Source organism: Sulfobacillus sp. hq2 (genome assembly GCF_002903155.1).
Taxonomy (GTDB): domain Bacteria; phylum Bacillota; class Sulfobacillia; order Sulfobacillales; family Sulfobacillaceae; genus Sulfobacillus; species Sulfobacillus thermotolerans.
Genome location: NZ_NWUL01000023.1, coordinates 131944 through 149432, shown reverse-complemented (window position 1 = coordinate 149432; position 17489 = coordinate 131944). Strand labels below are relative to the sequence as shown.

The following is a 17489-nucleotide window of genomic DNA, read 5'->3' as shown; positions in this document are numbered from 1 at the left end:
TCCGCCCCGCCCACCGACCAACAGGATTGGGACGCCGTCCTCCCCACGAAAGCTTGCCAGGCCCTTCGGGAAGTCACGAAAGTCCTCTAATAAGTGGGGTTCGGGTAGTAACGGAACGATAAATGCAGTAGGCACTACCGCCGGGTGAGCCGCATCAACGGCCGCAGTCGCCCTTGAGCCACCGATTCGGGCACCTGAAACGAGTATTGGCCCAACATGGTGATGTGGTCATGGCTTAAGGGTGATAACCGACCGAGGTCCTCCTGGTCGATAGAGACGCCATCCTCCCGCAAGGCATCGACGGCCACCCCCATGTACCGCGTATTCCAAAGGACCATCGCATTCACCACCAACCCCAACGCATTCAATTGGTCTTCCTGGCCTTCCCGATACGCTTGGTGCAGTTCCCCCCGTTTGCCGTAAAAGGCGGCGCGGGCGAGACTATGCCGCGCTTCCCCGCGATTAAGTTGCGTCAGAATCCGCCGCCGATAGCCCGCGTCATCCAGGTAGGCCAAGAGATAGCGCGTCTTGTAGATCCGGCCGAGCTCTCCAATGGCCCGCCCCAACACCGTGGGTCGTCCGCCGCGGTGCAGGGTTTGGATGAGGGCTGTGGCATTCACCGCGCCCCACTTCAAAGAGCCAGCCACCCGGAGCATGTCCTCCCAATGGCGCTGAATCAGATCCCACCGGATGCGAGCATGCGCGAGATCGTTCAGCACGCCATAGTCGCCGTCCGCCGCGATGCGCCAAAAGCGCGCTTCCCCGACATCCGCCAAGCGGGGGCTGAATTGATAGCCTAACAGGCCAAACAGGCCAAAAATAATGTCACTATATCCCGCCGTGTCGGTCATGATTTCGTGCGGATGCAGACTGCTGGTTTGTTCGAGGAGTCCCTCCAGCACCACCAGCGAATCCCGCAGGGTGCCCGGCACGACTAATGCATGAAAGCCGCTAAATTGGTCGCTCACGAAGTTGTAATAGGTCACGCCCCGTCCCATGCCAAAGTACTTGGGATTGCTCCCCGCGTGTAGGGTGCGGACCGGCACCACAAAGCGCATGCCGTCGGCGGAGGCCACGTCGCCGGAACCCCAGGACTGGGCCAGCGGCAGCTGCCCATGGTAGTCGACGAGGGTGGCGTTGGCGGCCGCCAACGTCTCCGCCCGGATATAGTTTTGCGCGACCCAGGCCAGCCGATCACGGGCCAGGGCGGGGACGGCGGGATTGACCACGGGCTCCCACCCGATGTTACAGGCTTGCGTTAACAGCACGGCACAGATACTCAGAGCCAAATCCTGAATGCGGTCGCCCCCTTCACTCACATGGGTAAACGCGTCCGCAAATCCGGTCCACTGATGGACTTCTAACAGCAACTCGGGTAACGCGACGGCAGGCAACAAAGCATCGACCCGAGGTCGCAGTGTGCGCAGCGCGGCGGATTCCTCCAAGCGGTCGAGTGGCGTAAGCACCACCCGGGGCCGAATCGCCCCGGATTCGAGCCGGACGGCCGGATTGTCCGCCCAGTGGGCTGCCGTTTGGCGATAGGCGGCATCGAGTGCCTGAGCTAATGGGGTGAGCGCCTCGGCGGGATCGACGGCCCAGCCTAAGGTCCGCAGCATATGCGGTTTGGCGGCGTCCCAGGCCGGACCGTGCAAGAGTTGCGCCCGCGGATCGCCGTAACGGACACTGCCCGGGTTATACAGGTCATGACGCCGGAGGGCGTCCCAGACGGCTTGGACTGTCCATACGGTATAGGCTGCGGGGTGGATCCGCCCCGTCTCATCGCAGACCACCGCCCGCCATGCGGCCGTCAGGCCCGTCGTCGGGGCAGTCTGCCATCGGCTCCGAGTCTCTCCCCAATGCGCGCGGACAAAATTCCAGCGTTCCAACACGGCTTGGCTGGTCGGCGTGGCTTCCCAGATCAGATGCTCCCGCCACCAGGCCATGACGGGTCGAAACAGGGGATACAGAGTCTCCACCGCCTGCTGTTCGTCTGACGCGGCCGCGCTCTGCGTGACCTGGGCAATGGTGGCCACGGCGGCTTGCAACGTTGCCTTGGGAATGGTGGCCCAGATCGCATCCCGGATCCGGGCATCCGGCGTGTCCTCTTGCAGGAGGATGGTACAGGCGTCTCGGCAGATTTTGGCGGCCGCATCCAAATCGCGGAGGGTCCGCAAGCGGCTTTGCGCTTGCTGGCGTGTCGCGCGGCTCCAATGCTCACTCAAAAACCGATCGAAAAGCTCGAAAAAATCATCCTGGGCCGTCTGGTGAAACACGGTAGCAAAGGCCACTAAAGTCGCCACGCGCCGTTCCGGCGTTAGCCGCTCCACGGTCTGGGCGCGCGCGGTGGCGGCGAATCGGGCCAAGGCCTGAAGCCGGGCGGTGGGCAAGAGGTGCAGATCCCATCGGCCCGGGTCCACAGTTTGCAGGAGGTCTAGACGCTCCGCCGCCTGGCGAAAGCCGGTGCGTGATATCCGGGTCGGGGGATGGCGCAACTGATCCAAGGGCGTGGGGCGCCCGGGGTCGATGGCCTGAACCCAGGATTCCAATTGGTTCCGTTGAGATTCATCCGGTACCGCGGCCAAGCGCCGCCACAAGCGGAGTTGAGCTCGATCGCGTACCTGGGCCACCAGACGGGTCAGGGTGGTCACCCCGGGCAAGAGAATTTTCCGATCGAGTAAATAGGCGGTGGTCTGGTCGAAGAGGAGACTCGGACGCTCCGCCGCCGTCCACGCGCGGGTGTAGAGCCAGCGCGTCAGGCGCCAATGCTGGGGTTGGGCGTCAAACGAGGCATAGTGGTAGTGGGCGATGATGCGCCGTTGATGGTCCCAATGGACCCGGGTCTGAACGTAAGCGCGGAGGTTGGGCGTGGCGGCCAGACCGAGTTGTGCGGCGAGATAATCGCCGATGTTGGCCGGGATGTTCTCGGGATCGTCGACAAAGGTCCCGAGAAAACGCACGGTGCCAAGTTGCACGGCACAACCCCACTGGGTCTCCGCCTGCCGGAGCGGGCGCAAAAATACGCGATCCGCATCATCCAAAAAAAAATATTGGGCCAGTTGGGACGTCGACGGTTCCCCCGCATACCGCCCGTATTGAGCAGATTGCTCTGCGGTCAGAAAATTGACGGGCACCGCCATCCTCCTCTCGAAACGAGGTGCGCCGGCGTCTCACATGGGTAGACTCACCTGAGATACCGAACACGCTGTGTGTTGTCGCCGTTTGTAGTGTATCATATGCTTGTCTCATTAATCATCGCGCGAGGAGGGCCCCCAGACCATGATTTACGGCTATGCGCGCGTCAGTTCCACCACCCAAAGTTTGGCGACCCAGGTTCACCAGCTCACTGCCTACGGGTGTGACCCCATCTATCAGGAAAAGATCTCGGGACGTTCCCTGCGCCATCGGGACCAATTCGCGGCTCTCCTTCATCGTCTCCAGGACGGTGACGTGCTGGTGGTCACCAAACTGGATCGATTTGCCCGAAGCACGCAGGATGCGCTGAATACCATCGCGACCCTTACGGAGAAAGGGGTGGCCCTGGTCGTGCTCAACATGGGCGGGGATATGGTCGACACGGCCACCGCCATCGGTAAGCTCTTGATGACGGTGTTGGCCGGCATTGCGGAATTTGAGGCCGATCTCATTCGAGAGCGCCAGCGGGAAGGCATTGCCGCGGCCAAAGTCCGCGGGGTCTACCAGGGACGGCCGCACACGTATACCCGGCATCATAAAGGGGCGACCCATGCCCTCGAACTGTTCGGAGCGCGGGACACCAATCATCTGACCGTCAACGATATTTGCGCCATGACGCAGGTGAGCCGGGCCACCTTGTATCGTTTGGCACGCCAGGCCGAGCGCCCCGAATAGATCATGATCAGAGGTTCAGCGACCTTCGCGAATCCCCGGCGGGGGAGTTCCCGCAAACGAAAACTGCAATAGCCACTAAAGATAGGTCTAAAACTACCCCAATCTCTCAGAAAACAGCCCTTCCACTCCCGCTGGGAGCGCTGTTGCACGAAAATAGTCGCCTGACAACTGAGATGACATTTTGAAGAACGTCGCACGGTGTAAGGCTTTCAACTTCTATTGCACTTAACTCCGGATATGCAGACCCCCGTTAGGAACGCAAACGGGAAAGCCGCTCATTCATCCGGCGGCTGAATTCGCGTTGGGCCATTTCAGAATCGTCATCGTCTTCGGAGGCCGGGGGTATCTGATGATCGTCCAAATACCGCAAGAGCAATCCCCGGTTGCGCAGGCCGACGCGTACGGCCGCGTCTCCACTGGTCATGGGGGTTCGGGCATAGAGGAAAGCGCCGACTTTCACACGAAGTGCATCCAGCCCTTTCTGTTGTACGAGCGCTACCGCCTCCGAACGCGAGAGATCTCCCATGGCACATAGTTCAGCAATGACGCGCTCATCTGCTATAGATTGACGATTCATAGCTATCACACACTCCCTCCTCGCGCACGGATATCCGCAGCAGCCGCATTCATAAATAACTTCGGGGTGCGTCCAAGGGCCGCCAACCGATTGAAGGTATCTGCCGTCTCTGTAATTGAGAGTATACCCCGATCATGTAAATACACAAGAAATTCGGGAACGCTTATCGCGATGAGTCCTGGTTGCTGGTTCGCGAATTCATGCGTGCGCCGTTCGTTGATTAACACGGTCATGGGGTTTCCTGAGGAAGCCGCCAGTGTATCGAAGCCCGTAATATGATTGTGGTCGGCATGTATTTTAGCCATAAAACCGCCGAAACGGCAAAACTGCGTTAAGATCGAACAAGAGGAAAGGCAAGGAGGTGGGCTGATGGCCCGGTATCAGGTAAGCAGTCGGTGGTTGACAGTGCTTCGGCTGATTGACGGTTTATATTTCTTTTGGCGGGGAATTTTTAAGCTCTATACCCCGACCAGCGTATGGCTTGTTCCGCGCGTGACGGCCGCTTTGCCGACAACACCCTTGGCCCCTATTATCCGCACCTATATTTTTCCCCACGTGGCCACATTCGGCTTGACGGTTGGGATTATTGAATTGGTGTGTGGTGGTCTCTTAGTGCTAGCCCGGGGCGGACGCATTCCTCCCATTATATTGGCCGTGTTGAATGGTATCTTCTTTTTAACGTTAGGGTTTAAAGAGCCTCACGATATGGAACTCAACTTATTAATGGGCACCATGAATGTGATGTTTGCCAGTACCATTGTTGTTCACCGCAAGCACCGTGAGAAAGCGGCTTAGAATGGGCTCTTATGATGAAGAGGGACCCAAGGCAAACCTGGGTCCCTCTGTGCGGCAGGGTTAGTATTCCAAGTGTTGTTCGGGCGTAATGCGCTTGCGGAAGACCCAGTAGGTCCACGCTTGATACGCTAAGACAATAGGCACCATGGTTAACGCAACAATGGTCATGACATGCAGCGTGTACGGATTGGCCGCGGCTGACGTTACGGTCAAGTCATAGCGGGCACCTAAAGTCGACACCATGACATGAGGGAACAGTCCCAAAAAGAATGCGGCTGTACTCAGCGCAATCATAACGGATTGCCACAAAAATGCCGTGCCTTGTTTTTTGTCTACGACGAGGCGGGCGACAAGCAGACTAATCCAGCCTAAAAGACTGATGGTGAAATACCAAGGACGATGGCCTAAGGCGGGCATGCGCATTGTCCATACCATGAAGACAGCTGCTAACACTAACGCTGTGGTTAATAACGGTTTGGCAACGCGAACGGCTGCATCGCGTAACGGGCCAGCCGTTTTCAGCGCAAGGAAGGTAGCGCCTTGGGCGAGAAACAAGGTGAGACTCAACAATCCTGCCCATACGGTATACGGACGTAGAAGGCTAAAAAATCCCCCAACGTCGTTCATTTGGGCGTTAATGGGCACGCCTTCGAGAAAATTGGCAAACGCCACGCCCCATAGCAACGCAGGCAAGAAGCTGCCTACGGTCATGATAATGTCCCAACGCTTGCGCCACGCGGGGCTTTGGTCTTTGCTGCGGTACTCAATAGCAACGCCCCGGAAAATGAGGCCGACCAGCATGAGCACAAGTGCGAGATAAAATCCACTGAATAAGGTTGCATACCAGAACGGGAACGCCGCAAATAGGGCACCACCTGCGGTCACCAACCAGACTTCGTTGCCGGACCACAAGGGTCCGATGGTATTCAGCGCCATGCGCCGTTCGGTATCATTATGACTAATGAAGGAATATAGCATCCCGACGCCGTAATCAAATCCTTCAAGGATGAAATATCCGGTAAACAACACAGCAATGAGGATAAACCATATTGTCGGTAACATAATAGACTCCCTCCTGTTTGTATCCGCTGATGGCACTTACGACCCAATAAACATCATCGGAGACGTGCTCTCCACACTTTGAGCATTGTCTGTGGGGTCGATGCCGATAATCGTATACTTGCGGAACAAGTAGATTGCGGAGACGGCCATGAATCCATAGACCACGGCAAAGGTAATCAGGGATACGACAATGTCACTTTCTGACACGCTGCTGGGGGAGGAGACACCGTTGGCGGTGCGTAGTAGGCCGTAGACGACCCATGGTTGTCGTCCCACCTCGGTCATAATCCATCCGGCGGTATTGGCCAGGTAGGGAAGAATGAGACTCCATTCCAGCACTTTCAAAAACCAGCGCTTGTTGGTAAAGCGTGAGTGGCGCAGTAAATAGACCGCATACGCTGCGAAGACAAGCATCAAGGTTCCAGCAAAAATCATGGTGCGGAAGGCATAATACGTCGGGGCAACGGGCGGGATATAATTACCGGGCCCATATTTTTTGACGTATTCGGCTTGCACTTGGTGAATGCCTTGAACAGAGCCACTGAGCCGTTTGTAGGCTAATATGGTCAGCATATCGGGAATTTTAATGTTGAATTCGTCCTTTTGGGCTTTGGTGTTGACCACACTAATCACGCTCCACGGGGCGTGGACGGAACTGGTATTCCACAAAGCCTCGGCCGCTGCAAGCTTCATGGGCTGTGATTTGACGAGGTGACTGGCTTGCATATCGCCTACGACAATCACCAGAACGGCCGAAATGAGACCAACAATGGAGGCCACGCGGAACGATTTTTTAAAGCTCTCAACGTGTTGGCCTCTTAAGAGATGAAAGGCACTAATGGCTAACATGAAGAACGAGGCGCTCAAGTAAGCGGCTAAAATCGTATGCGGGAATTCAACCCAAAGCTGGGGATTGGTCAATAACGCCCCAAAGCTGTCCATTTGAGCATGGCCATTGACAATTTGATAGCCCACGGGTTCTTGCATAAACGAGTTGGCGGTCAGAATCCAAAAACCTGAAATCATGGTGCCTGCGGCCACTAACCAAATCGATAGTAGGTGCAACTTTTTGGATATGCGGTCCCACCCAAAATTCCAGACGCCAATAAACGTCGACTCCATAAAAAAGGCTAATAACGCTTCGACGGCCAGTGGCGCCCCAAAGATATCACCAACAAACCGTGAATAGTTCGCCCAGTCTAGACCAAATTGAAATTCTTGAAGCAGACCTGTCACCACACCGACGGCAAAGTTGATGAGGAATAAACGCCCCCAGAATTGTAGAAGGGGCCGGTAGTCTTCGTTGCCCGTTCGTACGTAAATACTTTCCAGAATGGCAATGAGAAATGCCAGGCCAATAGTGATTGGCACAAATAAAAAGTGATACACGGTCGTTACGCCAAACTGCAGGCGCGCAAACCCCAATTGGTCCATCACACACCCTCCTCGAAATAACAGCCTATGCATGGCCGGTATCCTTAGCATAAAAAGTCATGGGGGAGCGAGGAATGGACGTTTGTCGTAAAATGGCCAGACCATGAGGTCCGGGGGGTGTGGTGACAAAGAACTACATCAAAGGGTTAAGACCTCCAAAGCCCCCAAGGGGCATTGTTTCGGTAAGGGCTCGCGTCGCTTTTCATGCACCACGGAAATCGTTAAGATAATAAGGATACGGACCAAACGGTGGAGGGCTAGTGTGAAACAGTCGGATATCCGCAACTTCTCGATTATTGCTCATATAGATCACGGTAAAAGTACGTTGGCAGACCGGCTTATTGAGACCACCGGCGCGTTGACGAAAAGAGAAATGGCGCCGCAAGTTCTGGACTCCATGGATCTCGAACGGGAGCGTGGCATTACGATTAAGGCGCAGGCCGTTCGTCTGGACTATCAGAGTCAAGGACATCTCTATGAGCTGAACCTCATCGATACGCCGGGCCATGTGGACTTTACTTATGAGGTGTCGCGGGCGTTACAGGCTTGCGAGGGGGCTCTTTTAGTGATTGATGCCGCCCAAGGCGTTGAGGCTCAGACGCTGGCCAACTTATATTTGGCGTTGGAGCATGATTTAACGGTGATTCCTGTCATTAACAAAATTGATTTGCCGAATGCCGATCCGGACCGGGTCCGCGAGGAACTGATAGAAATTGGCTTAGATGGAACCGAAGCGATTTTAGTATCCGCTAAGCAAGGGATCGGCATTGCCGAAGCGCTTGATGCGATTGTTGAACGGATTGCCCCTCCCCGAGGCGACAGCCAGGGGCCGCTTAGGGCTTTGATTTTTGATTCTCGCTTTGACAGTTACAAAGGGGTGTTGGTCTATATCCGCGTGGTCGACGGCGCGTTGAAGGTGGGCGACCGGGTGCGGTTCATGGCTAATGGTGCGGAATTTGATGTGACCGAGATTGGAGTATTTCGGCCACATCCGGTGGCCGTATCGGAATTGCAAACGGGAGAGGTGGGATTTTTTGCCGCCGCCATTAAAACCGTTCAAGACACGCGCGTTGGGGATACCGTGACGTTGGCCGCCAATCCGGCGAAAGAATCATTGCCGGGCTACCGTCCTGCGCAGCCGATGGTGTTTTCGGGCCTTTATCCCGTCGATACCAATGAATACGGCCGTCTGCGTGAGGCGTTGGAAAAATTGCAGCTCAATGACGCAGCCTTGACGTTTGAGCCAGAGACCTCGGCAGCCTTAGGGTTCGGTTTTCGCGCGGGATTTTTGGGGTTACTTCATTTGGATGTCATTCAAGAGCGGCTCGAGCGTGAATACAACATTTCTTTGATTACAACTGCACCTAACGTCGTATATCAGGTCCAACTGGTGAATGGCGAGCAGATTCGTGTGGACAATCCGGCTTTAATGCCGGTCGCTGGCGACATTGTAGAGATTCAAGAACCGGTCGTAACGGCGAGCATCATTACACCAAGCGATTATATTGGGGCCGTCATGGAATTGGCCCAAGAGCGGCGCGGAGTCTATAAAGATCTTTCATACATCGACAGCCAACGTGCCATGCTGACATATCAACTGCCCTTGGCGGAGATTATGTATGATTTCTTTGACCAGCTGAAAAGCCGTACCCGTGGGTATGCCTCCTTCGATTATCAGTGGAGCGGATATGTTCCAGCCGACTTGGTGCGTTTGGACATTTTAATTAATGGCGAAGTCGTCGATGCGTTCTCGATCATTGTGCATCGCGATAAGGCATATCATCGGGGACGGGCTTTAGTGGAAAAATTACGGGATTTGATTCCCCGGCAGCTTTTTGAAGTGCCGTTGCAGGCGTCTATTGGTGGGCGCGTCATTGCTCGCGAAACGGTCCGTGCGATGCGCAAGGATGTCTTGGCTAAATGCTACGGTGGGGATATTAGCCGGAAGCGCAAACTGTTGGAAAAACAAAAAGAGGGTAAAAAGCGGATGAAATCGGTGGGAAGTGTCGATATTCCCCAAGAAGCCTTTATGGCCATCTTGCGGGTGGAAGACAAGTGACGGATCCGGCCATCAACCACTGGGGCCTTTATGTGCATATTCCTTTCTGTCAATCCCGTTGCACGTATTGTGATTTTAACACCGTTACAGGGATGGGCGAACAAGATCATGCCGTATATATGAAGGCCTTGATGCGAGAGTGGGAACGCATCCAAGACGTTCCAAGTGGCCCCTTAGTCTCGATTTTCTTTGGTGGAGGCACGCCGTCTTTAGTGAGTCCTGACCACATTGGAGAGCTGTTGCACGAGGTGTTGACAAGCCCTCTTACGGTATCCTCTGACCTCGAGGTTACCATGGAGGCTAATCCTGGAACGGTGGACAAAAAGCGTCTTGAGGCCTACCGGAACGCGGGCGTGAATCGACTATCCTTAGGAGTTCAGGCGTTGCAGGATCATCATTTGAAGCGCTTGAATCGCATTCACTCGGCAAAGGATGCTCGCGATGCGGTATCTGCGGCCCGTGCCGCGGGCTTTTCCAATATCAGTCTGGACTTGATTTATGGATTGCCCCAACAGACCATGGCGGAGTGGCACGAGACTTTGGACGCCGCATGCCAATTGGAACCGGATCACATTTCCATGTACCAGCTTCAAATTGAGGAAGGGACGCCCTTGGCGACGCAACTAAAAAAGGGACAGGTGACGTTACCACTGTCCGACACGACAGCCGACATGGCCGATTATGGTCGCGATTTTATGGAACGGGCCGGGCTTGAACGCTATGAAATTTCCAATTATGCCCGAAATGGCCGGTGGTCGCGTCATAACCGGCTCTATTGGACCATGAACCCCTACTTGGCGTTGGGGGCAGGGGCGCACGGATACTGGCACGGACGGCGTTGGTGGAACGTGCGCGGGGTTAGGCGCTATATCGAAGCATCTTTAGCCGGCGAGTCTGTTGAAGCAGGAGCGGAGCCGTTAGCACGGCCCGAAGAGATGCGAGAATACGTCTGGTTAGGGTTGCGGGAGTGCCAAGGATTTTCGCGATCGCGCTTTGTGCGCCGTTTTGGCGTCGTGCCGGAAGCACTCTTTGGGCGTACACTGGGGCGGCTTCTTCAGCAAGGCCTCATCGAGCGTGATGGAGACCGGATTCGGTTGTCAGCGCGGGGATTTGACGTGGCCAACTACGTATTTCGAGAATTTGTCGAGGAGACGGCAAGTGCTTGACAGTGATTGTAGACGCACGCTATTTTAGCTAGTAGGATACGTTAGCACTCGTGTGGTTAGAGTGCTAATTCGGGTGGGAGGTGACAACATGGATGCGAGAAAACGCAGCATTTTGCAGGTGCTGACCGAGGACTATATTCTCTCAGCAGAACCTGTGGGCTCGAGGACACTGGCACGCAAATATAATCTGGGAATTAGTCCTGCGACGATTCGTAATGAAATGGCGGATTTGGAGGACTGGGGCTTTCTTGAACAGCCGCATACGTCAGCGGGACGTGTGCCGTCTGATAAAGGATATCGTTTTTATGTGGATGAGTTGATGGCGCGGCCTGCGATTGGCCACGATTTGCTAGAACGCATTCGGGCAACCTATCAATCGCGCATTCGCGAATTGGAATGGTTTGTGCATCAGACGGCGCGGCTTGTCAGTGATATTACAGGCTATCCTTCGATTGTGCTGGCACCATCTTGGGAACTCGGCATTTTTTCAGCGCTGCGTTTTGTCCGTCTGGGCCCGGACCAGGCGCTCCTTATCATGCGTACGGAAGATGGGTTGACGCAAAACCGTACGGTCTCCATTCCATCTGAACTCAGTTTAGCACAATTAAATGAACTGGCCCTGGAATTTTCCCGAGAATTTTCGGGCATGGCGATACGGGACTTGCAGAATTATATTCTAGACCCGTTGTCGACGAGCCTTAAGCAACATTGGTCTTTGTGGAAGTCGGCTTTAGGTTGGCTAGCCCGCGATGGTAGCGACGAGGAACGCATGACCCTGGCGGGCCCCTTAAACATCTTAAATTACCCGGAATTTAATGACATCGAGAAGGTTCGTCGGGTTCTGGGATTTTTAGAGCAAGATAAGGCTGTCGAGCAAATGGCCCAAACTCATCCCATGACGGGCGGGGTAACCGTGCTGATCGGCACGGAGACATCGGTTGCAGACATCCAAGACTGCAGTGTTGTGACGGCCACCTACCAAATGGGAGAACGAATCGTCGGGCAGGTGATGGTGGTCGGGCCGCGGCGTATGCAGTATGCTTATGTGATGACCGTGTTAGAGGTCGTATCGGACGAATTGTCCCAAGCCTTGCGGTGGGCGTGACAGCGAAAAGCGCGTATGAGGCGACATCGGTTGGGTGTAGCATAAGGTAGAATGTGAGAAGGAGAGGATTATCGATGGCTGACGAACGTGAGATATCCCAGGAAGAGCCGGAAACCGTGGAATCTCAGGAGATGGAGCAAGAGACTGCGGATTCTCAAGAGCCTCAGGAGGATGCAACGAATTGGCAGCAAGTGGCCCAAGATCGCTACGATCAATTAGTGCGGCTTCAGGCCGATTTTGATAATTTTCGGCGGCGGATGGATCGAGAGCGAGAGGAACTAAGGGGATTTGTCACGGGTGCAATTTTGAAAGATTTTCTACCCGTTTACGATAACTTAGAGCGGGCACTCAAGTATATGCCGGAAGAAGGCGAAGCAAAAGCTTGGCGAGCAGGGTTAGAAATGACCCTAAAGGGATTTAATGAAGTGTTCACTCGGTTTGGTGTCACCCCCATTGAAACCGTTGGGTTGCCTTTTGATCCCCGGGTTCATGAGGCGGTCCAGCAGGTGGACAGTGCCGAGCCTGAGGGAACAATCGTTGAAGAGTTGCTCAAAGGGTTCCAATGGCGGGAGCAGGTCCTCCGGGCTAGTTTGGTTAAAGTGTCGACAGGGCAAGGCGCTTCGGTCAGCACAGAAGAAGAAGCATTACCGGAGTAACGGGATAGCGATGTCAGGGACTGGCATTACGAGGAGGGATATCAAGTAATGGCGAAACGTGACTACTATGAAGTGTTGGGCGTGAGCCGTAATGCGAGTCCTGACGAAATAAAAAGGGCTTTTCGCAAATTAGCGGCCAAATACCATCCCGATGCCAATCCAGGAGATAGTAGCGCTGAAGAGCGTTTCAAGGAAATTAATGAAGCGTACCAGGTGTTGCAAGACCCCGAGAAGCGCGCCCGTTACGATCAGTTCGGTGCGGATGGGCCGCAAGCGGGGAATCCGTTTGGGGGCCAAGACTTCGGCTTTGGTGGCTTTGGAGACATTTTTGATATATTTTTTGGGCAGGGTGGCGGTCAAGGGCGCCGGGGAGGTCCGGAAAAAGGTCCTGACTTGCGCTATGATCTGACGTTGACTTTAGAAGAGGTGTTGGCGGGTTCTTCTAAAGACATTAAAGTGACGCGTGACGAAGTGTGTCCTCACTGTCATGGCAACCAAGCCGAGCCGGGTACCCGTTTAGAAATGTGTTCGACGTGTCATGGCAGTGGGCAGGTTGAACGCATTCGGGAAAGCTTTTTGGGCCGCATTCGTCAGGTGGAAACCTGTCCAAAATGTCACGGGTCCGGACGGATTATTCCTGTTCCATGTAAAGAATGCCATGGTCGAGGGCAAGTACGCGTCGACAAAAGTTTGAGTGTAACGGTACCCCCAGGGGTTGATGAAGGCACTCGATTGCGAGTGGCGGGTGAAGGAGGCGCCGGACAACACGGAGGCCCATCTGGCGACTTAATTGTGTTTATCCACATCAAACCGCACGAACGTTTCACACGAGACGGGGATGACTTGTGGGTGGAGCAGCCAATCACGTTCGCTCAGGCGGCCTTAGGAGCTGAAATTAAAGTGGCCACCTTGGATGGGGAGGAAACGCTTCATATTCCGGCAGGGACTCAGACGGGGTCCGTGTTCAAGCTGAGTCGGCATGGGTTGCCGCGGATTGGCAGCAGCACCATTCACGGCTCATTGAATGTGCGTGTAAAGGTTGTGGTTCCCACCTCGCTGACCGCGAAAGAGCGGGAGATTCTTCACATGTGGGCGGAAATGCGAAAAGAAGAGGTTGCCCATGAGGACAAGAGTATTTTCCGCAAGGTGAAAGATGCCCTGGGCCGGTAATTCCATTCAGCCCCTCAATTATATGGCCGTGACATGCACTGTGCCTGCTGAGGCGGTTGAGGAGACGGTTCAGATCTTCTTGTCATGGACTGGAGCAGGGGTCGAGTGGGACGATGGCTCGCCAGCCCAAGCGCCCTACACGGATATTCCTTTGGCGCCTGGTGAGCCGTTTGTCCGCGCTTATTTTCCTTTGGATGCCAGCTGGCCCTCTAACCAAGCTCGCATTGCGGCCGAAGCGCGCAGCAAGGGCTGGGAGGTGTCCTACCGGGAAATTTTGACGGAAGACTGGGAAAATAGCTGGAAGCAATACTACCAGCCGATCTCCTTACCCGAAGGGTACCAGATCGTTCCCGCTTGGAGTGACGCTGTAACCGACGATTCTCGCCATCAGATTGTTTTAGATCCGGCGATGGCCTTTGGTACGGGCGATCATCCTACCACCTTAATGTGCTTAGAGCAAATCATCCGAGTCGCACCTGTGGGGCAGCGTGTTTTGGATTTGGGGGCGGGGTCGGGAATTTTAGCGATTTTAGCTGCACGCATGGGCGCTAAGCGCGTCGTGGCCGTTGAACCGGATCCCGTGGCATTCCGTGCCCTGAAAGAGAACGTGGACCGCAACGCAGTCGCGGCGACCTTAATTTTGGGGACCTTAGCGGATGTACCACACCGCGAGGTCTTTGATCTTGCTTTGCTCAACTTAATTGCCGACATCATTATTCCCGAATGGCCGCATTTGGTTCCCTATTTGGCACAGGGGGCCCAAAGCATCTTGTCTGGTATTTTAAGCGAGCGCACTGATGAGGTGGCCCAGGTCGTAAGGCAATCCGGGTTTCAAGTCCAATCGGTGCAGCATCGTCAAGGGTGGGCGATGATGGTGGTGAGGCGATGATTCGCATCGTTGTAGAACCTTCGCAGATTCAAGGGCACGAATGCATGCTGACACCACCGCAGCAACACTATTTATTTCGGGTGATGCGCGTAAGACCAGGACAATTGGTGGAAGCGTTGGTCAGTGGAGCCCGGTTATATGAGTGTAAGGTGGAGCCAGACTCACAGACCTTGACCATTCAGAACGTGGACGAGGTGCACGTGCCTATTGCCATTACCTTAGCTCAGGCGCTGATCAAACGCGATCTTTTTGCCCAAATTGTTGAAAAGGGCACCGAAGCAGGCATTTCTCGGTTCATCCCGGTGGTGTCAGAACGAAGCATTGTGCGCGACGTCTCACCTGCAAAACAGCAACGATGGCAAATTATTGCCCAGGAAGCGACGGAACAGTCTCGGCAAACACGAGTTCCCCAGATTGAACCCGTCACGTCGTTTAAAGCACTGCCTACCATGCCCGGGCATGTCAAATGCGTTTTACATCCTGAAGGGCCGAACATTCTGGAGTGGCTACTGGAGGAGCGTCCTCACGGCTCCGAGTGGATGTTGGTGGCTGGGCCCGAGGGGGGTCTTTCCGACTCCGAAGTGGCGATGTTGCAAGAGGCACAATACGTTGCGGTATCGTTAGGCCCTTTCATTTACCGGGCAGAGAACGCGGGCGTGATAGCTGCTGGGATTTTGACAGCGTGGGCGTCCTCACGGCTTTCCTCGGTTGGTGACCTTTTCTAGGATTCTTGCCCGATCTTTCGGCCATGCTATAGGCAGGAGGTCGAGATGATGGGCAAAGTTGTGGAGTTAAAGTTTTGTGATATCTGTCATAAACCAGTGGTGAAACGGGAGGCGACCTCCATGTCCACCGGCTTTTTGGAGAGCACCCTCTGCAAAGAGTGCTTATCAAAGTATGGGCACTTGTACCGTCCATGGTAAGGTAGGATTTCAGACAAAAGACATAGCAATCAGGGTTTGACACACTTTTCCCTCGACACATATAATAAAGAGAAGCGTACCCCGACCCGTTCGGGTGGAGGGGAGGGAGAACTATGTCAGAGGTAAAAGTCGGTAAAAACGAAAGCTTGGACAGCGCACTACGGCGGTTTAAGAGACAGATCCAAAAGGCGGGCGTCCTTGCGGAAGCGCGTAAACACGAGCATTATGAGAAGCCGAGTGTCCGTCGCAAGAAGAAATCCGAAGCCGCGCGCAAAAAGCGTGCGAAATAATTATGGTTTTTAAGGGGGTTCTCCCTTGACTCTCCGAGAGCGGCTGAATGATGACTTGAAGACGGCGATGCGGGCAAAAGATAGTGTGCGTCTGTCTGTGATTCGTGCCGTAAAGGCGGGAATTTTGGCTCAAGAAACGCGCAGTGAACGCATTACCCTGGATGACGATGGCATCTTGCAGGTCATTGTGAAAGAAATTAAAGAGCGCAAAGAGGCCAACGAAGAGTTTCAGCGCGCAGGCCGCAGTGATTTAGTGGAGAAAAATGAGAAAGATATTGCTATTCTCAGTGAGTATCTGCCAACACCATTGACAGAAACGGCGCTGACTGAACTGATTGTCGCAGCGATTCAAGAGACCGGAGCCCAAGGCCCCAAAGATATGGGAAAGGTCATGAATTTGATCAATCCTAAAATTCGTGGTCGGGCCGATGGTCGGCATGTTGCGGAGTTAGTTAAAGCGCAACTACAGGTTTAAGATGCGTAAAGGCTGGGCTTTTAGACCCTTTTGGATCAGGTTGTCCAAAAGGGTCTTTTTGTTGTTTTTAACTCTCGTATTAGCAGGATGTGGTCCACTCTCCTATCCGCCCCATTTGGCGGTCGCATTTGCTAAGAATATAGGTCATAACCGTGAGGATTTGTGGGTGGGCCAATTTAGCGCGCAAGGTCATTTGCGCGGCCCGCTGTGGAATTTGGGAGCCCTGGGGTTAGTTGCCCAAGAAGAAATTATGACGGCCCATGGTGGTACCTTGTGGGTGACGACCGGCTATGCGATTTGGGCTATGACACCGGGCCGCCAACCCCATGTCGCAGTCCGTGCGCCCAAAGGGATGACGCTGTTAGCCGTTTCGTATCTTGGAGGTCACCTATGGGTTGTAGCGGAGCGACTTAACGCCTTGCATGTTCGCATTTATGAATGGAACCACGGCCTGAGGTTACGCACGAGAACGCCTCTAGCGATTACCACGTTGGTACCAGCACCGGGCGGCACTGTTGCGGTGTTAAGTGCCGACCCCAATCATGCTACGATTACTCGCATAGGTGCTCACGTTCTCCAACATTGGACGGTTGATAGTCCGCCGCAAGGAACGTTGGCCTTTGGCCAAGCTCGCGGTTATCTTCCAGTCACGTCGGGATTGCGGGGGTTTGATATGGTAACGATCCCGGCGAACCGTGGTAGGATTTTTAAACGATACCCCTATCCTAGTGTATGGCGTGCGGTGATTGCCGTGATGCCCACTAATCCGCCTTATGGGTTGACGGTTAAAGGCATTGTGCCACTGAGAGCGGGACAAGCCCAGTGGAAGAATCAAAAGCCATGGCCGCATCCCTTGCAAGCGACTATGACGACGGATGGTACTGGGCCTGGATGGGCTCTGATTGTGGATGGGCCAAGTCAAGGCTTCTGGTTTAATGCACAAAAGGACCAATTTGGGCCGGCTTTTGTGGTTCAAGCCCCGGCAGGGGCCTTTGCTAGGGCTGTAACACCCTGGCCCTAA

Annotated in this window: 17 protein-coding genes; 12 read left to right on the top strand and 5 right to left on the bottom strand. The window is 54.6% G+C overall.

What is annotated here, in order from left to right:
- Positions 1 to 134: 134 nt before the first annotated feature.
- On the bottom strand, positions 135 to 3131 hold the full coding sequence (locus CO251_RS03915) for a Tn3 family transposase (protein ID WP_103374497.1): 2997 nt from the start codon (positions 3129 to 3131) through the stop codon (positions 135 to 137).
- 145 nt (positions 3132 to 3276) lie between these two features.
- Between CO251_RS03915 and CO251_RS03910 the strand changes: the two genes are divergently transcribed.
- The gene (locus CO251_RS03910) at positions 3277 to 3867 is read left to right on the top strand and encodes a recombinase family protein (RefSeq protein WP_103374496.1); all 591 of its coding nucleotides are present in this window, start codon (positions 3277 to 3279) and stop codon (positions 3865 to 3867) included.
- A 250-nt stretch (positions 3868 to 4117) separates the two neighbouring features.
- On the opposite strand, the gene CO251_RS03905 is transcribed toward CO251_RS03910, so the two are convergent.
- Together CO251_RS03905 and CO251_RS03900 are read right to left on the bottom strand one after the other, a co-directional pair.
- Positions 4118 to 4453, bottom strand: coding sequence for a hypothetical protein (locus CO251_RS03905; protein WP_103374495.1), 336 nt, complete (start codon positions 4451 to 4453; stop codon positions 4118 to 4120).
- Positions 4450 to 4749, bottom strand: coding sequence for a hypothetical protein (locus CO251_RS03900; protein WP_103374494.1), 300 nt, complete (start codon positions 4747 to 4749; stop codon positions 4450 to 4452). The genes CO251_RS03905 and CO251_RS03900 overlap by 4 nt, the downstream gene beginning before the upstream one ends.
- Before the next feature lie 64 nt (positions 4750 to 4813).
- On the opposite strand from CO251_RS03900, the gene CO251_RS03895 reads away from it, so the two are divergent.
- Positions 4814 to 5239 carry a hypothetical protein gene (locus tag CO251_RS03895; RefSeq protein ID WP_103374493.1) on the top strand — a complete coding sequence of 142 codons (426 nt, stop codon included), beginning with the start codon at positions 4814 to 4816 and terminating at the stop codon, positions 5237 to 5239.
- Positions 5240 to 5299: 60 nt separating this feature from the next.
- Here CO251_RS03895 and cydB read toward each other — a convergent pair whose 3' ends face one another.
- Both cydB and CO251_RS03885 read right to left on the bottom strand, forming a co-directional pair.
- Positions 5300 to 6304 (bottom strand): cytochrome d ubiquinol oxidase subunit II, encoded by a 1005-nt coding sequence (gene cydB, locus CO251_RS03890; RefSeq protein ID WP_207654611.1) that lies wholly within the window; start codon positions 6302 to 6304, stop codon positions 5300 to 5302.
- Positions 6305 to 6337: 33 nt separating this feature from the next.
- Positions 6338 to 7735, bottom strand: coding sequence for a cytochrome ubiquinol oxidase subunit I (locus CO251_RS03885; RefSeq protein ID WP_103374491.1), 1398 nt, complete (start codon positions 7733 to 7735; stop codon positions 6338 to 6340).
- Positions 7736 to 7997: 262 nt separating this feature from the next.
- Between CO251_RS03885 and lepA the strand changes: the two genes are divergently transcribed.
- The 10 genes from lepA (at position 7998) to CO251_RS03835 (ending at position 17489) form a co-directional block, all read left to right on the top strand.
- The gene (lepA, locus tag CO251_RS03880) at positions 7998 to 9794 is read left to right on the top strand and encodes a translation elongation factor 4 (protein ID WP_103374490.1); all 1797 of its coding nucleotides are present in this window, start codon (positions 7998 to 8000) and stop codon (positions 9792 to 9794) included.
- Positions 9791 to 10960, top strand: a complete 1170-nt coding sequence (hemW, locus tag CO251_RS03875) for a radical SAM family heme chaperone HemW (protein WP_103374489.1) — start codon at positions 9791 to 9793, stop codon at positions 10958 to 10960. The genes lepA and hemW overlap by 4 nt, the downstream gene beginning before the upstream one ends.
- 88 nt (positions 10961 to 11048) lie before the next feature.
- Complete coding sequence (gene hrcA, locus CO251_RS03870) at positions 11049 to 12065, top strand: heat-inducible transcriptional repressor HrcA (RefSeq protein ID WP_103374488.1); 1017 nt, start codon at positions 11049 to 11051, stop codon at positions 12063 to 12065.
- A gap of 74 nt (positions 12066 to 12139) precedes the next feature.
- Positions 12140 to 12721, top strand: coding sequence for a nucleotide exchange factor GrpE (gene grpE / locus CO251_RS03865; protein WP_103374487.1), 582 nt, complete (start codon positions 12140 to 12142; stop codon positions 12719 to 12721).
- A 48-nt stretch (positions 12722 to 12769) separates the two neighbouring features.
- A complete protein-coding gene (gene dnaJ / locus CO251_RS03860; RefSeq protein WP_103374486.1) occupies positions 12770 to 13891 on the top strand; it encodes a molecular chaperone DnaJ in 1122 nt (373 codons plus the stop codon).
- A complete protein-coding gene (locus tag CO251_RS03855; RefSeq protein ID WP_103374485.1) occupies positions 13875 to 14780 on the top strand; it encodes a 50S ribosomal protein L11 methyltransferase in 906 nt (301 codons plus the stop codon). The genes dnaJ and CO251_RS03855 overlap by 17 nt, the downstream gene beginning before the upstream one ends.
- Entirely contained in the window at positions 14777 to 15505 is a 729-nt protein-coding gene (locus tag CO251_RS03850; RefSeq protein ID WP_103374484.1) for a 16S rRNA (uracil(1498)-N(3))-methyltransferase, read from the top strand. Before CO251_RS03855 ends, CO251_RS03850 begins: the two co-directional genes overlap by 4 nt.
- 311 nt (positions 15506 to 15816) lie before the next feature.
- Positions 15817 to 15993 (top strand): 30S ribosomal protein S21, encoded by a 177-nt coding sequence (gene rpsU, locus CO251_RS03845; protein ID WP_103374483.1) that lies wholly within the window; start codon positions 15817 to 15819, stop codon positions 15991 to 15993.
- A 25-nt stretch (positions 15994 to 16018) separates the two neighbouring features.
- The gene (locus CO251_RS03840; protein WP_103374482.1) at positions 16019 to 16468 is read left to right on the top strand and encodes a GatB/YqeY domain-containing protein; all 450 of its coding nucleotides are present in this window, start codon (positions 16019 to 16021) and stop codon (positions 16466 to 16468) included.
- Positions 16469 to 16526: 58 nt separating this feature from the next.
- Positions 16527 to 17489: a hypothetical protein gene (locus CO251_RS03835; protein WP_103374481.1), complete on the top strand. Its 963-nt coding sequence runs from the start codon at positions 16527 to 16529 to the stop codon at positions 17487 to 17489.